At 53.3% G+C, this 14157-nt stretch carries 14 protein-coding genes and 3 tRNA genes; 10 read left to right on the top strand and 7 right to left on the bottom strand.

What is annotated here, in order from left to right:
• Window positions 1-21 precede the first annotated feature (21 nt).
• The 3 genes from tcyL to sdiA all read left to right on the top strand — a co-directional run bounded on the left by tcyL (window position 22) and on the right by sdiA (window position 2383).
• The gene (gene tcyL / locus ELK40_RS14340) at window positions 22-690 is read left to right on the top strand and encodes a cystine ABC transporter permease (RefSeq protein ID WP_014884380.1); all 669 of its coding nucleotides are present in this window, start codon (window positions 22-24) and stop codon (window positions 688-690) included.
• Window positions 687-1439: an L-cystine ABC transporter ATP-binding protein TcyN gene (gene tcyN / locus ELK40_RS14335; protein ID WP_008500343.1), complete on the top strand. Its 753-nt coding sequence runs from the start codon at window positions 687-689 to the stop codon at window positions 1437-1439. The genes tcyL and tcyN overlap by 4 nt, the downstream gene beginning before the upstream one ends.
• Window positions 1440-1660: 221 nt before the next feature.
• On the top strand, window positions 1661-2383 hold the full coding sequence (gene sdiA, locus ELK40_RS14330; RefSeq protein WP_127731506.1) for a transcriptional regulator SdiA: 723 nt from the start codon (window positions 1661-1663) through the stop codon (window positions 2381-2383).
• Window positions 2384-2449: 66 nt separating this feature from the next.
• Here sdiA and ELK40_RS14325 read toward each other — a convergent pair whose 3' ends face one another.
• Entirely contained in the window at window positions 2450-2674 is a 225-nt protein-coding gene (locus ELK40_RS14325) for a DUF2594 family protein (RefSeq protein WP_008500345.1), read from the bottom strand.
• A gap of 466 nt (window positions 2675-3140) precedes the next feature.
• Between ELK40_RS14325 and uvrY the strand changes: the two genes are divergently transcribed.
• From uvrY to ELK40_RS14295, 6 genes are all read left to right on the top strand, one after another.
• The gene (gene uvrY, locus ELK40_RS14320) at window positions 3141-3797 is read left to right on the top strand and encodes a UvrY/SirA/GacA family response regulator transcription factor (protein ID WP_111964857.1); all 657 of its coding nucleotides are present in this window, start codon (window positions 3141-3143) and stop codon (window positions 3795-3797) included.
• Window positions 3794-5626 (top strand): excinuclease ABC subunit UvrC, encoded by a 1833-nt coding sequence (gene uvrC, locus ELK40_RS14315; protein ID WP_127731504.1) that lies wholly within the window; start codon window positions 3794-3796, stop codon window positions 5624-5626. The genes uvrY and uvrC overlap by 4 nt, the downstream gene beginning before the upstream one ends.
• A gap of 56 nt (window positions 5627-5682) precedes the next feature.
• The gene (gene pgsA, locus ELK40_RS14310; protein ID WP_008500348.1) at window positions 5683-6231 is read left to right on the top strand and encodes a CDP-diacylglycerol--glycerol-3-phosphate 3-phosphatidyltransferase; all 549 of its coding nucleotides are present in this window, start codon (window positions 5683-5685) and stop codon (window positions 6229-6231) included.
• Between the two features lie 152 nt (window positions 6232-6383).
• Window positions 6384-6459: transfer RNA gene (locus ELK40_RS14305), tRNA-Gly, on the top strand.
• A gap of 46 nt (window positions 6460-6505) precedes the next feature.
• Window positions 6506-6579, top strand: a tRNA-Cys gene (locus ELK40_RS14300).
• Between the two features lie 11 nt (window positions 6580-6590).
• Window positions 6591-6677, top strand: a tRNA-Leu gene (locus tag ELK40_RS14295).
• A 494-nt stretch (window positions 6678-7171) separates the two neighbouring features.
• Here ELK40_RS14295 and ELK40_RS14290 read toward each other — a convergent pair.
• Entirely contained in the window at window positions 7172-7627 is a 456-nt protein-coding gene (locus ELK40_RS14290; protein ID WP_232057351.1) for a hypothetical protein, read from the bottom strand.
• Window positions 7628-7900: 273 nt separating this feature from the next.
• On the opposite strand from ELK40_RS14290, the gene ELK40_RS14285 reads away from it, so the two are divergent.
• A complete protein-coding gene (locus ELK40_RS14285) occupies window positions 7901-8578 on the top strand; it encodes a DUF2076 domain-containing protein (RefSeq protein WP_127731500.1) in 678 nt (225 codons plus the stop codon).
• 280 nt (window positions 8579-8858) lie between these two features.
• Here ELK40_RS14285 and ELK40_RS14280 read toward each other — a convergent pair whose 3' ends face one another.
• From ELK40_RS14280 to ELK40_RS14260, 5 genes are all read right to left on the bottom strand, one after another.
• Window positions 8859-9575 carry an ABC transporter ATP-binding protein gene (locus tag ELK40_RS14280; RefSeq protein WP_111964853.1) on the bottom strand — a complete coding sequence of 239 codons (717 nt, stop codon included), beginning with the start codon at window positions 9573-9575 and terminating at the stop codon, window positions 8859-8861.
• Window positions 9572-10447 carry an ATP-binding cassette domain-containing protein gene (locus ELK40_RS14275; RefSeq protein ID WP_127731498.1) on the bottom strand — a complete coding sequence of 292 codons (876 nt, stop codon included), beginning with the start codon at window positions 10445-10447 and terminating at the stop codon, window positions 9572-9574. The genes ELK40_RS14280 and ELK40_RS14275 overlap by 4 nt, the downstream gene beginning before the upstream one ends.
• On the bottom strand, window positions 10444-11718 hold the full coding sequence (gene livM / locus ELK40_RS14270) for a high-affinity branched-chain amino acid ABC transporter permease LivM (RefSeq protein ID WP_127732809.1): 1275 nt from the start codon (window positions 11716-11718) through the stop codon (window positions 10444-10446). The genes ELK40_RS14275 and livM overlap by 4 nt, the downstream gene beginning before the upstream one ends.
• A gap of 11 nt (window positions 11719-11729) precedes the next feature.
• Complete coding sequence (locus ELK40_RS14265) at window positions 11730-12644, bottom strand: branched-chain amino acid ABC transporter permease LivH (RefSeq protein WP_115875715.1); 915 nt, start codon at window positions 12642-12644, stop codon at window positions 11730-11732.
• A gap of 99 nt (window positions 12645-12743) precedes the next feature.
• Window positions 12744-13865 carry a branched-chain amino acid ABC transporter substrate-binding protein gene (locus ELK40_RS14260; RefSeq protein ID WP_127731496.1) on the bottom strand — a complete coding sequence of 374 codons (1122 nt, stop codon included), beginning with the start codon at window positions 13863-13865 and terminating at the stop codon, window positions 12744-12746.
• Between the last annotated feature and the right edge of the window lie 292 nt (window positions 13866-14157).

Below are 14157 nucleotides of genomic sequence, written 5' to 3'. Positions count from 1 at the left end.
AAGTCAGGTCGAAAAATAATAATGCAAGAAAGTATTCAACTGGTTATTGATTCTCTGCCGTATCTGCTGAAAGGTGCGGTATTTACGTTACAGCTCAGTATCGGCGGGATGTTCTTTGGGCTGGTTCTGGGATTTGTGCTGGCCTTAATGCGCATGTCGCCCATCCTGCCGGTGCGCTGGCTGGCGCGTTTTTATATCTCCGTGTTTCGCGGTACGCCGCTCATCGCCCAGCTCTTTATGATCTACTACGGCTTGCCGCAGTTTGGTATCGAGCTGGATCCGATTCCGGCAGCGATGATTGGTCTGTCTCTCAATACCGCGGCGTACACCTCTGAAACCCTGCGTGCGGCCATCTCCTCCATTGACAAAGGGCAGTGGGAAGCAGCAGCCAGTATCGGGATGACGCCATGGCAGACGCTGCGCCGGGCCATTCTGCCTCAGGCGGCGCGCGTGGCGCTACCGCCGCTCAGCAACAGCTTTATTAGCCTGGTGAAAGATACTTCCCTGGCAGCAACGATTCAGGTTCCGGAACTGTTCCGTCAGGCACAGCTTATTACTTCGCGCACGCTTGAAGTCTTTACCATGTATCTGGCCGCCTCGCTAATTTACTGGGTGATGGCGACGGTACTGTCTGCTCTGCAAAACTACTTCGAAAACCAGCTTAACCGCCAGGAGCGTGATCCAAAATGAGTGCTATCGACGTCAAAAACCTGGTGAAAAAATTCCACGGTCAAACGGTGCTCCACGGGATCGATCTGGAAGTAGAGCAGGGGGAAGTGGTGGCGATTATCGGACCAAGCGGTTCGGGAAAGACGACGCTGCTGCGCAGCATTAACCTGCTTGAACAGCCGGAAGGCGGCACCATCCGGGTAGGCGAGATAACGATTGATACCGGGAAATCCATTAGCCAGCAGAAAGGTTTAATTCGCCGCCTGCGCCAGCATGTCGGTTTCGTTTTCCAGAACTTTAATCTCTTCCCGCACCGTACGGTGCTGGAGAACATTATCGAAGGGCCGGTTATCGTTAAAGGTGAGCCAAAAGAGGAAGCGACGGCGCGCGCGCGCGAACTGCTCGCCAAAGTCGGGCTGGCGGGGAAAGAGACCAGCTATCCGCGCCGTCTGTCGGGCGGCCAACAGCAGCGCGTGGCGATAGCGCGCGCGCTGGCGATGCGTCCTGACGTGATCCTGTTTGATGAACCGACCTCCGCGCTCGATCCTGAACTGGTGGGTGAAGTGCTGAACACCATTCGCCAGCTGGCGCAGGAAAAAAGGACGATGGTGATCGTAACGCATGAAATGAGCTTTGCACGCGATGTTGCTGACAGAGCCATCTTCATGGACCAGGGACGGATTGTTGAGCAGGGGCCGGCGAAAAGTCTGTTCGCCAATCCTCAACAGCCGCGAACCCGTCAGTTCCTTGAAAAATTCCTTATGCAGTAGCATTTATGCACTAATTTGCTCCAGAAATTTAGGCTGGAGCAAATTATTCTCCCTACGGGCGCCGTCCTTTGATTTTTTATTCCGCCCAGCTCGGATAAACCTTATGAATACTAAAGTTAATTGGGCTATTGCCGATATTTTGCAGTTAGAAAAAAGTTTTATGTGTTAGTTTATATTCACCATAATAATGATTATCTTTTCAGAGGCTTCATTTAGTAAGTATGAAGGATTCAGACTTTTTCAACTGGCGACGGGACTGCTCACTCCGGTTTCAGCAATTGACGAGTACCGATGAGGTATATCAGGAGCTAGAGCGGCAAACTCAGGCGCTGGAATTCGATTATTACGCGCTCTGCGTGCGGCATCCCGTGCCCTTTACGCGCCCTAAAATCTCTTTGCAGACTACTTATCCAAAGCCGTGGATGGCGCAATATCATTCCGCGAACTATTTCGCTATCGATCCGGTTTTAAAAGCAGAAAATTTCATCCAGGGTCATCTACCCTGGACAGACGCATTATTTGCCGAGGCGCAGGAATTATGGCATAGCGCCCAGGACCACGGTTTACGCGCGGGAATAACGCAGTGCCTGATGCTGCCTAACCACGCGCTTGGCTTCCTGTCAGTATCTCGTACGAGTCTTAAGGAAGGGCCATTTGCCCGTGAGGAAATAGAACTGCGGTTGCAAATGCTGGTGCAAATGGCTTTAACGTCTCTGACGCGTTTTGAAGATGAGATGGTCATGCCGCCAGAAATGAAATTCAGTAAACGCGAGCGCGAAATTCTGAAATGGACTGCGGAAGGGAAGACGTCAGCGGAAATAGCGATCATTCTCTCTATCTCAGAGAATACCGTTAACTTCCATCAGAAAAATATGCAGAAGAAATTCAATGCGCCTAACAAAACCCAGATTGCGTGTTACGCGGCGGCAACGGGGCTGATCTGACAGGATAATACGTTCTGCGTGACAGACGAGGGAACGGCTGAATGCACTGCATCCAGCCGTTTTTTGTTACTGGCGGTAGGCTTGTTTGATTTGCTTAACGGTGTTAGCAAATACCGCAGATTCAGCCTGGTCTTCCATCTCCGCGATTTGTTTTTCCATTTTAATGATCACACGACCGGCATCAGCCTGGCCCATCGCCTGCAGCATCAACGTTAGCAATGCTTTCAGGCAGTTTACTTCCTGTGCCAGTTCCTGGTTATTCTCCGCAGTGGCAAATTCAGGTGTGCTCATTTATTTTCCTCATTATTAAACGGCGCTAAAGCGCGACGACGAAAGTCAAGGCGGCGGAGTATACCACAAGCTGAAGCAAAAAATGCAGTGGTTGTTTTTTGTACTTTTACGTGGATGTTTAATTGCGTAAACAGAACGTACCGGTAAACTTAACCGCCGTTAAAGGCTATTAATTGTTTATGCCCGGTTCGCTTGCCGTTAATTATTGTTACAAAAATTTGAGAACTGTTTTTTTGCAGGAAAAGCCTGCAAGTTTTTTGTAACTTTTTGAATACAGATGCTTAAAAAAAGCTGCAAAAGCCCTGACTGCATGGTCTCTGTTTCCACGGACTGTACAGCCTAATTTCCAAAAACGAGAGCAAAATCGAATAGCCGGTTTTTTAACGTTTTAATCTTGTGAGGAAAACCGTTAATATAAACCAAATTATCACTCAGTAGCGTTATCCCTATTCTGGAGACATTTCCTTTGATCAACGTCCTTCTTGTTGATGACCACGAACTGGTGCGCGCAGGGATACGACGCATTCTTGAAGATATTAAAGGTATTAAAGTTGCCGGTGAGGCTTGCTGTGGCGAAGATGCGGTAAAATGGTGCCGCACAAACTCGGCAGATGTGGTACTGATGGATATGAACATGCCCGGTATCGGTGGTCTTGAAGCAACACGCAAAATCGCGCGTACTTTTGTTGATACAAAAGTCATCATGCTGACCGTGCATACCGAAAACCCACTGCCCGCGAAAGTGATGCAGGCGGGCGCCGCGGGCTACCTGAGTAAAGGTGCTGCGCCGCAGGAGGTCGTCAATGCGATCCGTTCCGTGTATGCCGGACAGCGTTACATTGCTTCCGACATCGCACAGCAGATGGCCCTGAGCCAGATCGAGCCCGAGAAAACCGAATCACCGTTTGCCAGTTTGTCCGAGCGTGAATTGCAGATTATGCTGATGATCACTAAAGGTCAGAAGGTGAATGAGATCTCGGAACAGCTGAATCTCAGCCCGAAAACGGTCAACAGCTATCGTTACCGTATGTTCAGTAAACTGAACATTCATGGTGATGTGGAACTGACGCATCTGGCCATCCGGCATGGTTTGTGTAATGCGGAGACGTTGTTAAGTCAGTGAGTGATGTGTTCGATTCAAAAACATTTCTGAAAACCGTAACCAGCCAGCCTGGCGTCTATCGCATGTATGACGCTGGCGGTACGGTTATCTACGTGGGGAAGGCAAAAGATCTTAAAAAACGTCTCTCCAGCTATTTTCGCAGCAACCTGGCCTCCCGTAAGACCGAAGCGCTGGTCTCACTCATCCAGAATATTGATGTCACCGTCACGCACACGGAGACAGAAGCGCTGCTGTTAGAGCACAACTATATTAAGCTCTACCAGCCGCGCTATAACGTCCTGTTGCGTGATGATAAATCCTACCCGTTTATTTTTCTGAGCAGCGACACCCATCCGCGCCTCGCCATGCACCGCGGTGCGAAACATGCAAAGGGTGAATATTTCGGGCCGTTCCCTAACGGCTATGCCGTGCGTGAAACGCTGGCGCTGCTGCAAAAAATCTTCTCAATCCGCCAGTGTGAAAACAGCGTTTACCGTAACCGCTCGCGCCCGTGCCTTCAGTACCAGATTGGTCGCTGCCTGGGGCCGTGTGTAGCCGGGCTGGTGAGTGAAGAGGAGTATGCTCAGCAGGTGGAGTATGTGCGCCTGTTCTTAGCAGGAAAAGACGATCAGGTCTTAACGCAGCTTATCGCGCGGATGGAAAAAGCCAGTGCCGCACTCGAGTTCGAAGAGGCCGCACGGATCCGCGACCAAATCCAGGCGGTGCGCAGAGTCACTGAGAAACAGTTTGTCTCGAATACCGGTGACGATCTCGACGTTATCGGCGTAGCCTTTGACGCCGGGATGGCCTGCGTGCACGTGCTGTTTATTCGCCAGGGCAAAGTGCTCGGCAGCCGCAGCTATTTTCCGAAAGTGCCTGGCGGTACCGAACTGGGTGAAGTGGTGGAAACCTTTGTCGGCCAGTTCTATCTGCAGGGGAGCCAGATGCGCACGCTGCCTTCTGAGATCCTGCTCGATTTTAATCTTGACGATAAAACCCTGCTGGGCGAGTCGCTCTCTGAGCTGGCGGGCCGTCGGGTCAATGTACAAACCAAACCGCGCGGCGATCGTGCGCGTTATCTGAAGCTAGCACGCACCAACGCGGCGACGGCGCTCACCACTAAGCTATCGCAGCAGTCGACGGTGCACCAGCGTTTAACGGCCCTGGCAACGCTGCTGAAGCTGCCGGAAGTGAAACGGATGGAGTGTTTCGACATCAGCCATACGATGGGGGAACAGACGGTGGCCTCCTGCGTGGTGTTCGATGCTAACGGCCCGCTGCGCGCCGAGTATCGTCGCTATAACATCACCGGCATCACGCCGGGCGATGACTATGCGGCGATGAATCAGGTGCTGCGTCGTCGCTATGGTAAAGCCATTGAGGAGAGCAAAATCCCGGATGTGATCCTGATTGACGGTGGGAAAGGGCAGCTCGGGCAGGCGAAAGCGGTATTTGAATCGCTTGATGTCAGCTGGGATAAAAACCATCCGCTGCTGCTGGGTGTCGCAAAAGGGGCCGATCGTAAGGCCGGGCTGGAGACACTGTTCTTCGAGCCGGAAGGTGAGGGCTTCAGCCTGCCGCCGGATTCGCCGGCGCTTCACGTCATCCAGCATATTCGCGATGAATCACACGATCATGCCATCAGCGGTCACCGCAAAAAACGGGCGAAGGTGAAAAATACCAGTAGCCTGGAAACGATTGAAGGTGTGGGGCCAAAACGTCGCCAGATGCTGCTGAAATATATGGGCGGATTGCAAGGATTACTCAACGCCAGCATGGAGGAAATTGCAAAAGTGCCGGGTATTTCGCAAGGGCTGGCAGAAAAGATCTACTACTCGTTGAAACATTGAGGGCTCTGTAGCAACATAGAGCTAAATTTTACTGACAACAAATAGTTACCGTCACTATGCAATATAATATCCCTACGTTGCTCACTCTTTTTCGTGTTGTACTCATCCCGTTCTTTGTGCTGGCGTTTTACCTGCCGGTTGTCTGGGCACCCTTTGCGTGCGCATTGATCTTCCTTATCGCAGCGGTAACAGACTGGTTTGATGGCTATCTGGCGCGCCGCTGGAATCAAAGCACCCGTTTCGGCGCCTTCCTCGATCCGGTGGCGGATAAAGTGATGGTCGCGATTGCCATGGTGCTGGTGGCCGAGCACTATCATACCTGGTGGGTGACGCTGCCTGCGGCAACCATGATTGGCCGTGAGATTATTATCTCTGCGCTTCGCGAGTGGATGGCGGAGCTGGGAAAACGCAGCAGCGTGGCGGTCTCGTGGATTGGTAAAGTGAAAACGACGGCGCAGATGGCGGCGCTGGTCTGGATGCTCTGGCGTCCGAACGCCTGGGTTGAGTGGGCGGGAATTGGCCTGCTGTGGGTAGCGGCAGTGCTGACGCTGTGGTCAATGCTGCAATATTTGAACGCTGCCCGAGGGGATTTGCTTGATCAGTGATCGTTTCGCCGTAATTTTCAGCAAACGATCCGGGGATGCAAAAAATAACGTTGACTCATAACGTCATATCAGTAGAATGCAACGCATCGAACGGCGGCACAGTCAGCCGGACGATAATGAAATCAAGTGGTTAGACATTTACTTGATGACATGCGGGAATAGCTCAGTTGGTAGAGCACGACCTTGCCAAGGTCGGGGTCGCGAGTTCGAGTCTCGTTTCCCGCTCCAGATTAAAGACATGCGCAATAGCGGGTGTCAGTTTGAAAAGTTTTACGGCGCGTTAGCAAAGCGGTTATGTAGCGGATTGCAAATCCGTCTAGTCCGGTTCGACTCCGGAACGCGCCTCCACTTTCTTCCCTGGCCGGATGGTGGAATCGGTAGACACAAGGGATTTAAAATCCCTCGGCGTTCGCGCTGTGTGGGTTCAAGTCCCACTCCGGCTACCATGGGAAACAAAGAATAATCAAAGCAATAAGCAGTGTCGTGAAACCACCGAAAGGTGGTTTTTTTGTGCCTATCTTTCGCCATTCAACTTCGCCACAACAAGAGGGCACTACTGCCCAGCGACCACCACTTAAATGTGGACCACGCGAAAAGTTGCGGTTGATTTCATCCTATTTGATGCCTTTCCGTCATTCTATTATGACAGGAAGACGTTAAGCCTAAGTCTTTAACATCAAGCCCACCAATCGGTGGGTTTTTTGATGGAGTATGAGCAATTGAGGTCTTCAACGTTCGTCAAAAACCTTGAGTATCGCGATTCGGTATATAAAGTAACCAAGGACAATGAGAGCACCAGACGCTGCACCCCAGATAAAACGGGATTCGTCTTTTGAAAATGAAAAGAAATAAATACAGGACAATAGGCCCGCAGAAGCAATTCCCATCCCCAACCCGCGCAGAATTCTGGATGCTATTAATTTGATAATGTCCTGAGTGTTCATAATCCACCAAAAAAGTATTTACATACTTCGTTAAATTCATGCTTGTTTACATCTGCTACGCTGCATGCGTCAAGAAAAGGTTTCAATTTTTCTTCAACAAGAAAATACAGAAGATCTAAATCACCCATACTCTTAAGTCGGTAGTAGAGTACAGGGTTCTGGTTTTCAAGCTTTCTAGCCGTATAGATAGCTCTCGATGTTTCTGCACCAATCGTGAGAGCGCTTCCGATGACCACGCCAGCGGCGAACGAGGTCATAATGCGTGACGATACGGCAGCGCCTAGTTTTACTCCGGTTAACTCAGCGAATATGAATTTACCAGCCATTACGCCAGTAAAATTTTGTGCAATGCCCTGAATATTATCAATGTTCACTTTTGACATGAACTCTCTGATAACAGCGTTAACTATTTTTTGAGCTTCCTGATTAACCGATATGCCTCGTTTGAGCATGTTCGCCATCCTCACACGATCATCAAAATTAGCATGGCGATGAGCCGTGTCTATGAAGTCATAACCGAGGTAATACATGCTAACCGGAAAAGAGAGCATTCCCTGCGCTACAGAAACCAGGAAGCCGGAATTCTCTAATATCAAGCCCGGAAAGCAGGGCGATTTTCAGATAACCTGCAACCAATCTTAAACAAACATTTCACTCGTCAGACACAGGTTGCCGCCGCTGATAAACTGGTTGGTATCCACCCCGGAGAGCGGAAGGTTATTGTCATGCAATATGAAGAACAGCAGCTTATCAACGGCCTTTTCGAGCGTCTTAAACAGGCCGGACAACAAAACAGCCAACGGGATGCAGATGCGGAGCGTCAGATCGCTGAATTCGTCAGACAGCAGCCTGCGGCCCCCTACTATATGGCGCAGTCGATTTTGATTCAGGAAGCGGCGTTGAAACGCCTGCAGGCCCGGGTTCAGGAGCTTGAAAGCGAATTAGCCGCGCAAAAAAACAAATCCTCGACGGGCGGCAGTTTCCTCGGCGGCCTGTTTGGTGGCGGGAAAAGTAACCCGCAGCCTGACAACAGCTGGAATTCCCAGCCGCAACAGCCGCCGGCGCAGGATTACTCTCGGGCGCCAGCGCCGGCTACTCGCGGCGGCGGTTTTATGGCTGGCGCGCTCCAGACAGCCGCTGGCGTGGCCGGTGGCATCGCGCTGGCCGAGATGCTTACCAGCATGTTCCATCAGTCGCGGCCGGAAGAGATAGTGAACATCATCGAAGAACCGACAATACCCGTCAGTGGTGAACCGTTTGTCGATAATCAATACGGCGACTTCAATAACGTCTCTGACACCCGTTTCCTCAACCAGAACGATCCGCTCGGCAATAATAACGACGCCTGGCTGAACGACGATGTAGATGACGACTACAGCAATGACGACGACAGTTTTATTTAACGACGTTATCGTGTGACCACCGAAATGAAGTGAACCCCGAAAGTTGGACATCCAACGATTAGGGGTTTTGCGTTTCCGGGTCAAAAGAATCCTTCGACGCTACCCCTGAAGGCTCATAAATTAGATTCGTTTTACTACTTTCCTTACTAGCAAACCTGTAAGAATTGCCGGAAGCAATCTAAATAAAGAGGCGATATCGACTAAGGTATCCTCCAGTTCTTCTATTCCGTATGTGCCGAAATGGTCCATCACTGTAAAAGCGCATTCGGCAGGTATCAAATCACACCCCGCCCAAGTACGCCTTCCTCACCTCCTGATTCCCCAGCAGCTCCTCGCCGCTGCCGGTCAACCTGATCTGTCCGTTTACCATCACATACCCGCGGTCAGAGAGCTTCAGCGCGTGATGCGCATTCTGTTCCACCAGAAAGATAGTCATGCCGTTACGGGCCAGCTCGCGCAGAGTCTGGAAGATCTGTTTCACCACAATCGGCGCCAGACCGAGGCTCGGTTCATCCAGCAGCAGCAGCTTCGGACGGCTCATCAGCGCTCGGGCGATCGCCAGCATCTGCTGTTCGCCACCGGACATCGTCATCGCGCGCTGCTTGCGCCGCTCTTTCAGGCGAGGGAAAAGGTCAAACATGGTTTGCATATCTTCAGCCGCAAACTGGCTGCCGATGGGGATGGTCCCCATCAGCAGATTCTCTTCAACGGTCATATCCGGAAAAATTCGTCTGCCTTCCGGCGCCTGCGCAATGCCGCCGGACGCGACGTAGTGGGTGGATTTATGGCTGATATCTTCACCGCCGAAAAGGATCTGCCCGCTGCGAATACGCGGCTGGCCAAAGATGGACATCAGCAATGTCGATTTTCCCGCGCCGTTTGCGCCAATCAGCGCCACGGTTTCCCCCTTATTCACCTCGAGGGAGACCTGCTTCAGCGCCTGAATGACGCCGTAAAAGACATCCACTTCGCGAAAAGCCAGCAGCGGTTCGCTCATAGGGAGACCTCGCTTTCATCCGTGCCCAGGTAGGCGGCAATGACCTTTTCATCATGCTGGATCTGCTCGGGTTTCCCCCTGGCAATCACATCGCCGTGGTCGAGCACGATAATGTCGTCCGAAATTTCCATCACCATCCCCATATCATGCTCAATCAGCAATACCGTGATGTCATGATGATCCCGCAGAAAGCGAATAATGCTGCTCAGCTTATGCGTTTCAACCGGGTTCAGTCCGGCGGCGGGTTCATCCAGGCAGATCATTTCCGGCCCGGTACACATTGCTCGCGCGACTTCCAGTCGCCGCTGCTGGCCGTAGGACATCTCTCCCGCCAGGCGATTGGCGCACTCCACCAGATCTACCACTTCCAGCCAGTAGAAGGCTCTATCCAGGGCGTCGCTTTCTGCCCGCCGGTAGGACGGCGTATTCAGGATCCCGGCAAGCAGATTGCGGTTAACGCGCATATGCTGCGCCACCAGCAGGTTTTCAACGACCGACATCTCGCGAAAAAGACGGATATTTTGAAACGTGCGCGCCAGCCCGGCACGGTTGACCAGATGCGTGCCGCCGAACATTTTGTAGAACAGACGCTGCCCGAGCTGCGCGGGGTTAATCCAGTCGCCGGGCTGGAATTTTTGCCCGAGGACCTGAATGACGTTGGTCGTTTTATGGCGGGTATTAAATAAAATGTTACCGCCGGAGGCTCTGTAGAAGCCCGTCAGGCAGTTAAACACGGTTGTTTTTCCCGCCCCGTTTGGCCCAATCAGGGCGGTAATGGAGCCACGCTGCACGTCCAGGTTGACGTCGTTTAGCGCTTTAATCCCGCCGAAGTGCATCATCAGATGTTCAACGCGTAGTATCGTTCCGTTCATGGTGCGACGCCCTTACGCACGGCAAACCCGCTGCGGTTGATGCGGATCAAACCGCGTGGACGCCAGATCATCATCACCACCATCAGCATGCCAAACAGCAGGACGCGGTACTCGGCAAAACTGCGCAGCAGTTCCGGCGTTACCGTGAGCACAAAGGCGGCCAGCACCACGCCAAGCGTAGAGCCCATACCGCCCAGCACCACAATGGCGAGGATCAGTGCCGATTCAAAGAAGGTAAACGAGGTAGGATTCACGAACCCCTGATAGGTGGCGAAGAACACCCCGGCAATGCCCGCGGTCGACGCGCCCAGGGTAAAGGCGGAAAGCTTAACCAGAACATGATTCAGCCCCATTGAGCGGCAGGCAATTTCGTCTTCACGCAGCGCTTCCCACGCCCGACCAATCGGCATTCGCGTCAGGCGGTGCTTAATGTAGAGCACCAGCATCACCACCAGGAACAGCACCGCGTAGATAAAAATAAACTTCATGTTCGGGTTGTAGGTCAGGTGGAAAAATTCGTGGAAGGGCACGCCGCCTTCTTTCGCGCGTCGTCCAAATTCCAGGCCGAAAAAAGTGGGGGGAGGGGCCGCCACGCCGTTGGGTCCGCCGGTGAAGGTCAGCCAGTTGTTCAGTATCAGGCGAATAATCTCCCCGAACCCGAGGGTGACGATGGCCAGATAGTCACCGTGCATGCGCAGTACCGGGAAACCGAGCAGGGCGCCTGCGGCGGCGGCCATGATCGCCGCCAGCGGCAGCATGCTCCAGAAGCCTAAGCCGAGATACTGGTACCCCAGCGCCAGACCGTACGCCCCAATCGCGTAGAACGCGACATATCCCAGATCCAGCAGACCGGCCAGACCCACGACGATGTTCAGCCCCAGACCGAGAAGCACGTAGATCAGCCCGAGAATGGCGACGGTCAGCACATATTTAGTGGCAACAAACGGAAAGCAAATCGCAAGAGCAATCACCAGAGGAATAATCCAGCGCATGCGGCTTTTGTATTCCGGTGGACGGACATATACGCCTGCGCTATCGGCTTCGAAGCGTGCCTGGAAACGGGCGCCCGCGGCGGTACCTAAAAAGGCGCTCAACAGAAAACGTCCGAGCATTACGGTGCCAACCATCCAGGCCAGGCGCTGCCCGGCGAAGGTAAAGCTGTACCCGTCCAGCACCACGCCCGCAATGGGACCGAAGATAATCAGCGCAATCAGCCCGGAAAAAATCGCGTCCAGCATGCAGCGTTTAAGTGAAAAGCCGTGTGATGTCATCATTCTCTCCTTCACACCTTGGCCACAACCGGGCGCCCGAGCAGTCCCTGGGGACGGAAAATAAGGATCATGACCAGCAGGCCGAACGAGAAGACGTCTTTATAGTCCGAGTTCACCATGCCCGAGAACTGGGCTTCCGCCACGCCCAGGATAAGGCCACCGAGCATGGCGCCAGGGAGGGAGCCGATGCCGCCGAGTACCGCCGCCGTAAAGGCTTTAATGCCGATCACGAACCCGACGTAGAAATCAAAGGTGCCGTAGTTCATGGTGATCAGTACCCCCGCCAGGCCCGCCATCGCCGCGCCGATAACAAAGACAAGCGAAATAATCCGGTCGGTGTTAATCCCCAGAATGGAGGCCATCTTACGATCCTGCTGGACCGCGCGGCACATTCGTCCCAGCCGGGTACGATTGATTATCCAGGTGAGCACCAGCATGCCGGCAAACGAGGCCAACAGAATAAACACTTTGGTGTAGGTTATCTGCACGAACCCGTCGCCCAGATGCAGGCGAATCACGCCGTCCAGCATGGTCGGCACCCCTTGCTGGCGCGGGCCCTGGCTCAGCTGCGCGTAGTTTTGCAGGATAAGCGACATCCCGATGGCGGAGATCAGCGGCGCCAGGCGCGTGGAGTTACGCAGCGGCTTGTAGGCGATACGCTCGATGGTCCAGCCGTACACCCCGGTGACCACAATCGTGAACACCAGCGTCCCGAGGATCAGCAGCGGGAAGGACTGCAGTCCGAAGAACGAGAGCAGCGCCAGGCCAATGGCGCAGAGATAGGCGGAAATCATATACACTTCGCCGTGGGCGAAATTAATCATGCCGATAATGCCGTACACCATGGTATAGCCGATGGCGATCAGGCCGTAGACGGAACCCAGCGTTAAGCCATTGATTAACTGTTGCAGGAAGAATGTACTCATCTTAGCGCGCTCGTTTTATAGGCCGCGCGAGACGCACAGCCTGATGTTTATTACGCGCCGACGGGTAGGTCCGCCGACGTTGAGCGTGACTCCGTCCCGTTACTGCACTTCCTTATATTTTCCTTTGTCGTCCCACTGGTAAACAACGTAGTCAGACACTTTCAGATCGCCTTTGCTGTCCCAGGCTTTTTTGCCCATCACCGTGTCGACGGAATTGGCCTTCAGCCACTCGCTGGCTTTGGCAGAGTCCTTGCCGCTGGTGGCCTTGAAGGCCGCGGCAATGGCCTGTACGGAGGCATAGGAGTAAAGGGTGTAACCTTCCGGCTCGAATTTACCGGCGCGGAATTTCTCGATTACCGCTTTACCGTCCGGGATCAGGCGCGGGTCTTTACCGAAGGTCATGTAAATGCCGTTGGTGTACTGCGGGCCGCCCGCCGCGGTCACCATCTCCTCGTTGACGATACAGTCACCGGAGAAGAATTTGGCCTGCACGCCCTGTTCACGCATCTGGCGAACCAGCGGACCGGCTTCCGGGTGACAGCCACCGAAGAATACGACGTCCGGTTTTTGCGCGCCGATCTTGGTGACCAGCGCGTTAAAGTCTTTTTCACCGCGGGATAACCCTTCGTACATCACATCCTGAACCCCGCGTTTCGCCAGCGCCGCTTTGGTAGCGTCAGCCAGACCCTGACCATAGGTGTCTTTGTCGTGAATAATCACCACGCGCTTGGCTTTCAGCTTGTCGATGATGAAGTCGCTGGCAACCTGGCCCTGCTGGTCGTCGCGGCCGCACATGCGGAACATGTCGCTCATACCGCGTTCGGTAATCAGCGGGTTAGTGGAGCCGGGGGTAATCGCAATAATACCCGCGTCGCTATACACCTCGGAGGCGGGCATGGTGGAAGAGGAGCAGAAATGGCCGACCACGGCGTTGACTTTATTCTGGTCAACTAAACGGTTAGCGACGGCCACGGCCTGCTTGGGCTCGCAGGCATCATCCCCCTGAACCAGTTTGATCTTCTCGCCATTAATGCCGCCTGCGGCATTAATGTCTTCAGCGGCCTGCGTTGCGCCGTGCCAGTACTGATCGCCATAGGTGGCATTCGGACCCGTGAACGGCCCGGCCACGCCAATCACAATATCTGCCCGGGCGGAAAACGCCGTCACCAGGCAACCGGCCAACACAAGAGAAAGAGGAGTTCTGATAAATTTCAGCGACATTATTATGTTCCTTAGCAAAGAGGTTTTTGCACCACGGCGTAAACCCGAACGCCCGACGGCGCAGCCAATCCGAAACACGAGCAAGAACAAAATGCACTAAACGAACAAGATACAGACGGCATCCTGCATATTACGGCGAGATTTCCCTGCGCAGAGACGCGCGAAGAACGTTAAGCAAAAACGTTGCCAGAATGGTTAACCCATTGACGGGCATGTGACATGTTTGAGTATAGAGCGCCGCGTTATGCCGCCTTAGGGGAGGAGAAGAAATTACAGCGGAGATCACATATCG

It is taken from the genome of Enterobacter sp. N18-03635, from assembly GCF_004006055.1.
GTDB classification, from domain to species: domain Bacteria; phylum Pseudomonadota; class Gammaproteobacteria; order Enterobacterales; family Enterobacteriaceae; genus Enterobacter; species Enterobacter vonholyi.
Note: the sequence above shows the minus strand (reverse complement) of the source record. Positions and strands in the feature narration are given on the sequence as shown.

Coding starts and splice junctions, on each gene's coding strand:
- pgsA (WP_008500348.1), top strand. CDS start 5,683: ATGCAATATAATATCCCTACGTTGCTCACTCTTTTTCGTGTTGTACTC.
- tcyL (WP_014884380.1), top strand. CDS start 22: ATGCAAGAAAGTATTCAACTGGTTATTGATTCTCTGCCGTATCTGCTG.
- ELK40_RS14265 (WP_115875715.1), bottom strand. CDS start 12,644: ATGAGTACATTCTTCCTGCAACAGTTAATCAATGGCTTAACGCTGGGT.
- ELK40_RS14290 (WP_232057351.1), bottom strand. CDS start 7,627: ATGCTCAAACGAGGCATATCGGTTAATCAGGAAGCTCAAAAAATAGTT.
- sdiA (WP_127731506.1), top strand. CDS start 1,661: ATGAAGGATTCAGACTTTTTCAACTGGCGACGGGACTGCTCACTCCGG.
- livM (WP_127732809.1), bottom strand. CDS start 11,718: ATGACATCACACGGCTTTTCACTTAAACGCTGCATGCTGGACGCGATT.
- ELK40_RS14280 (WP_111964853.1), bottom strand. CDS start 9,575: ATGAGCGAACCGCTGCTGGCTTTTCGCGAAGTGGATGTCTTTTACGGC.
- ELK40_RS14325 (WP_008500345.1), bottom strand. CDS start 2,674: ATGAGCACACCTGAATTTGCCACTGCGGAGAATAACCAGGAACTGGCA.
- ELK40_RS14275 (WP_127731498.1), bottom strand. CDS start 10,447: ATGAACGGAACGATACTACGCGTTGAACATCTGATGATGCACTTCGGC.
- ELK40_RS14260 (WP_127731496.1), bottom strand. CDS start 13,865: ATGTCGCTGAAATTTATCAGAACTCCTCTTTCTCTTGTGTTGGCCGGT.
- ELK40_RS14285 (WP_127731500.1), top strand. CDS start 7,901: ATGCAATATGAAGAACAGCAGCTTATCAACGGCCTTTTCGAGCGTCTT.
- tcyN (WP_008500343.1), top strand. CDS start 687: ATGAGTGCTATCGACGTCAAAAACCTGGTGAAAAAATTCCACGGTCAA.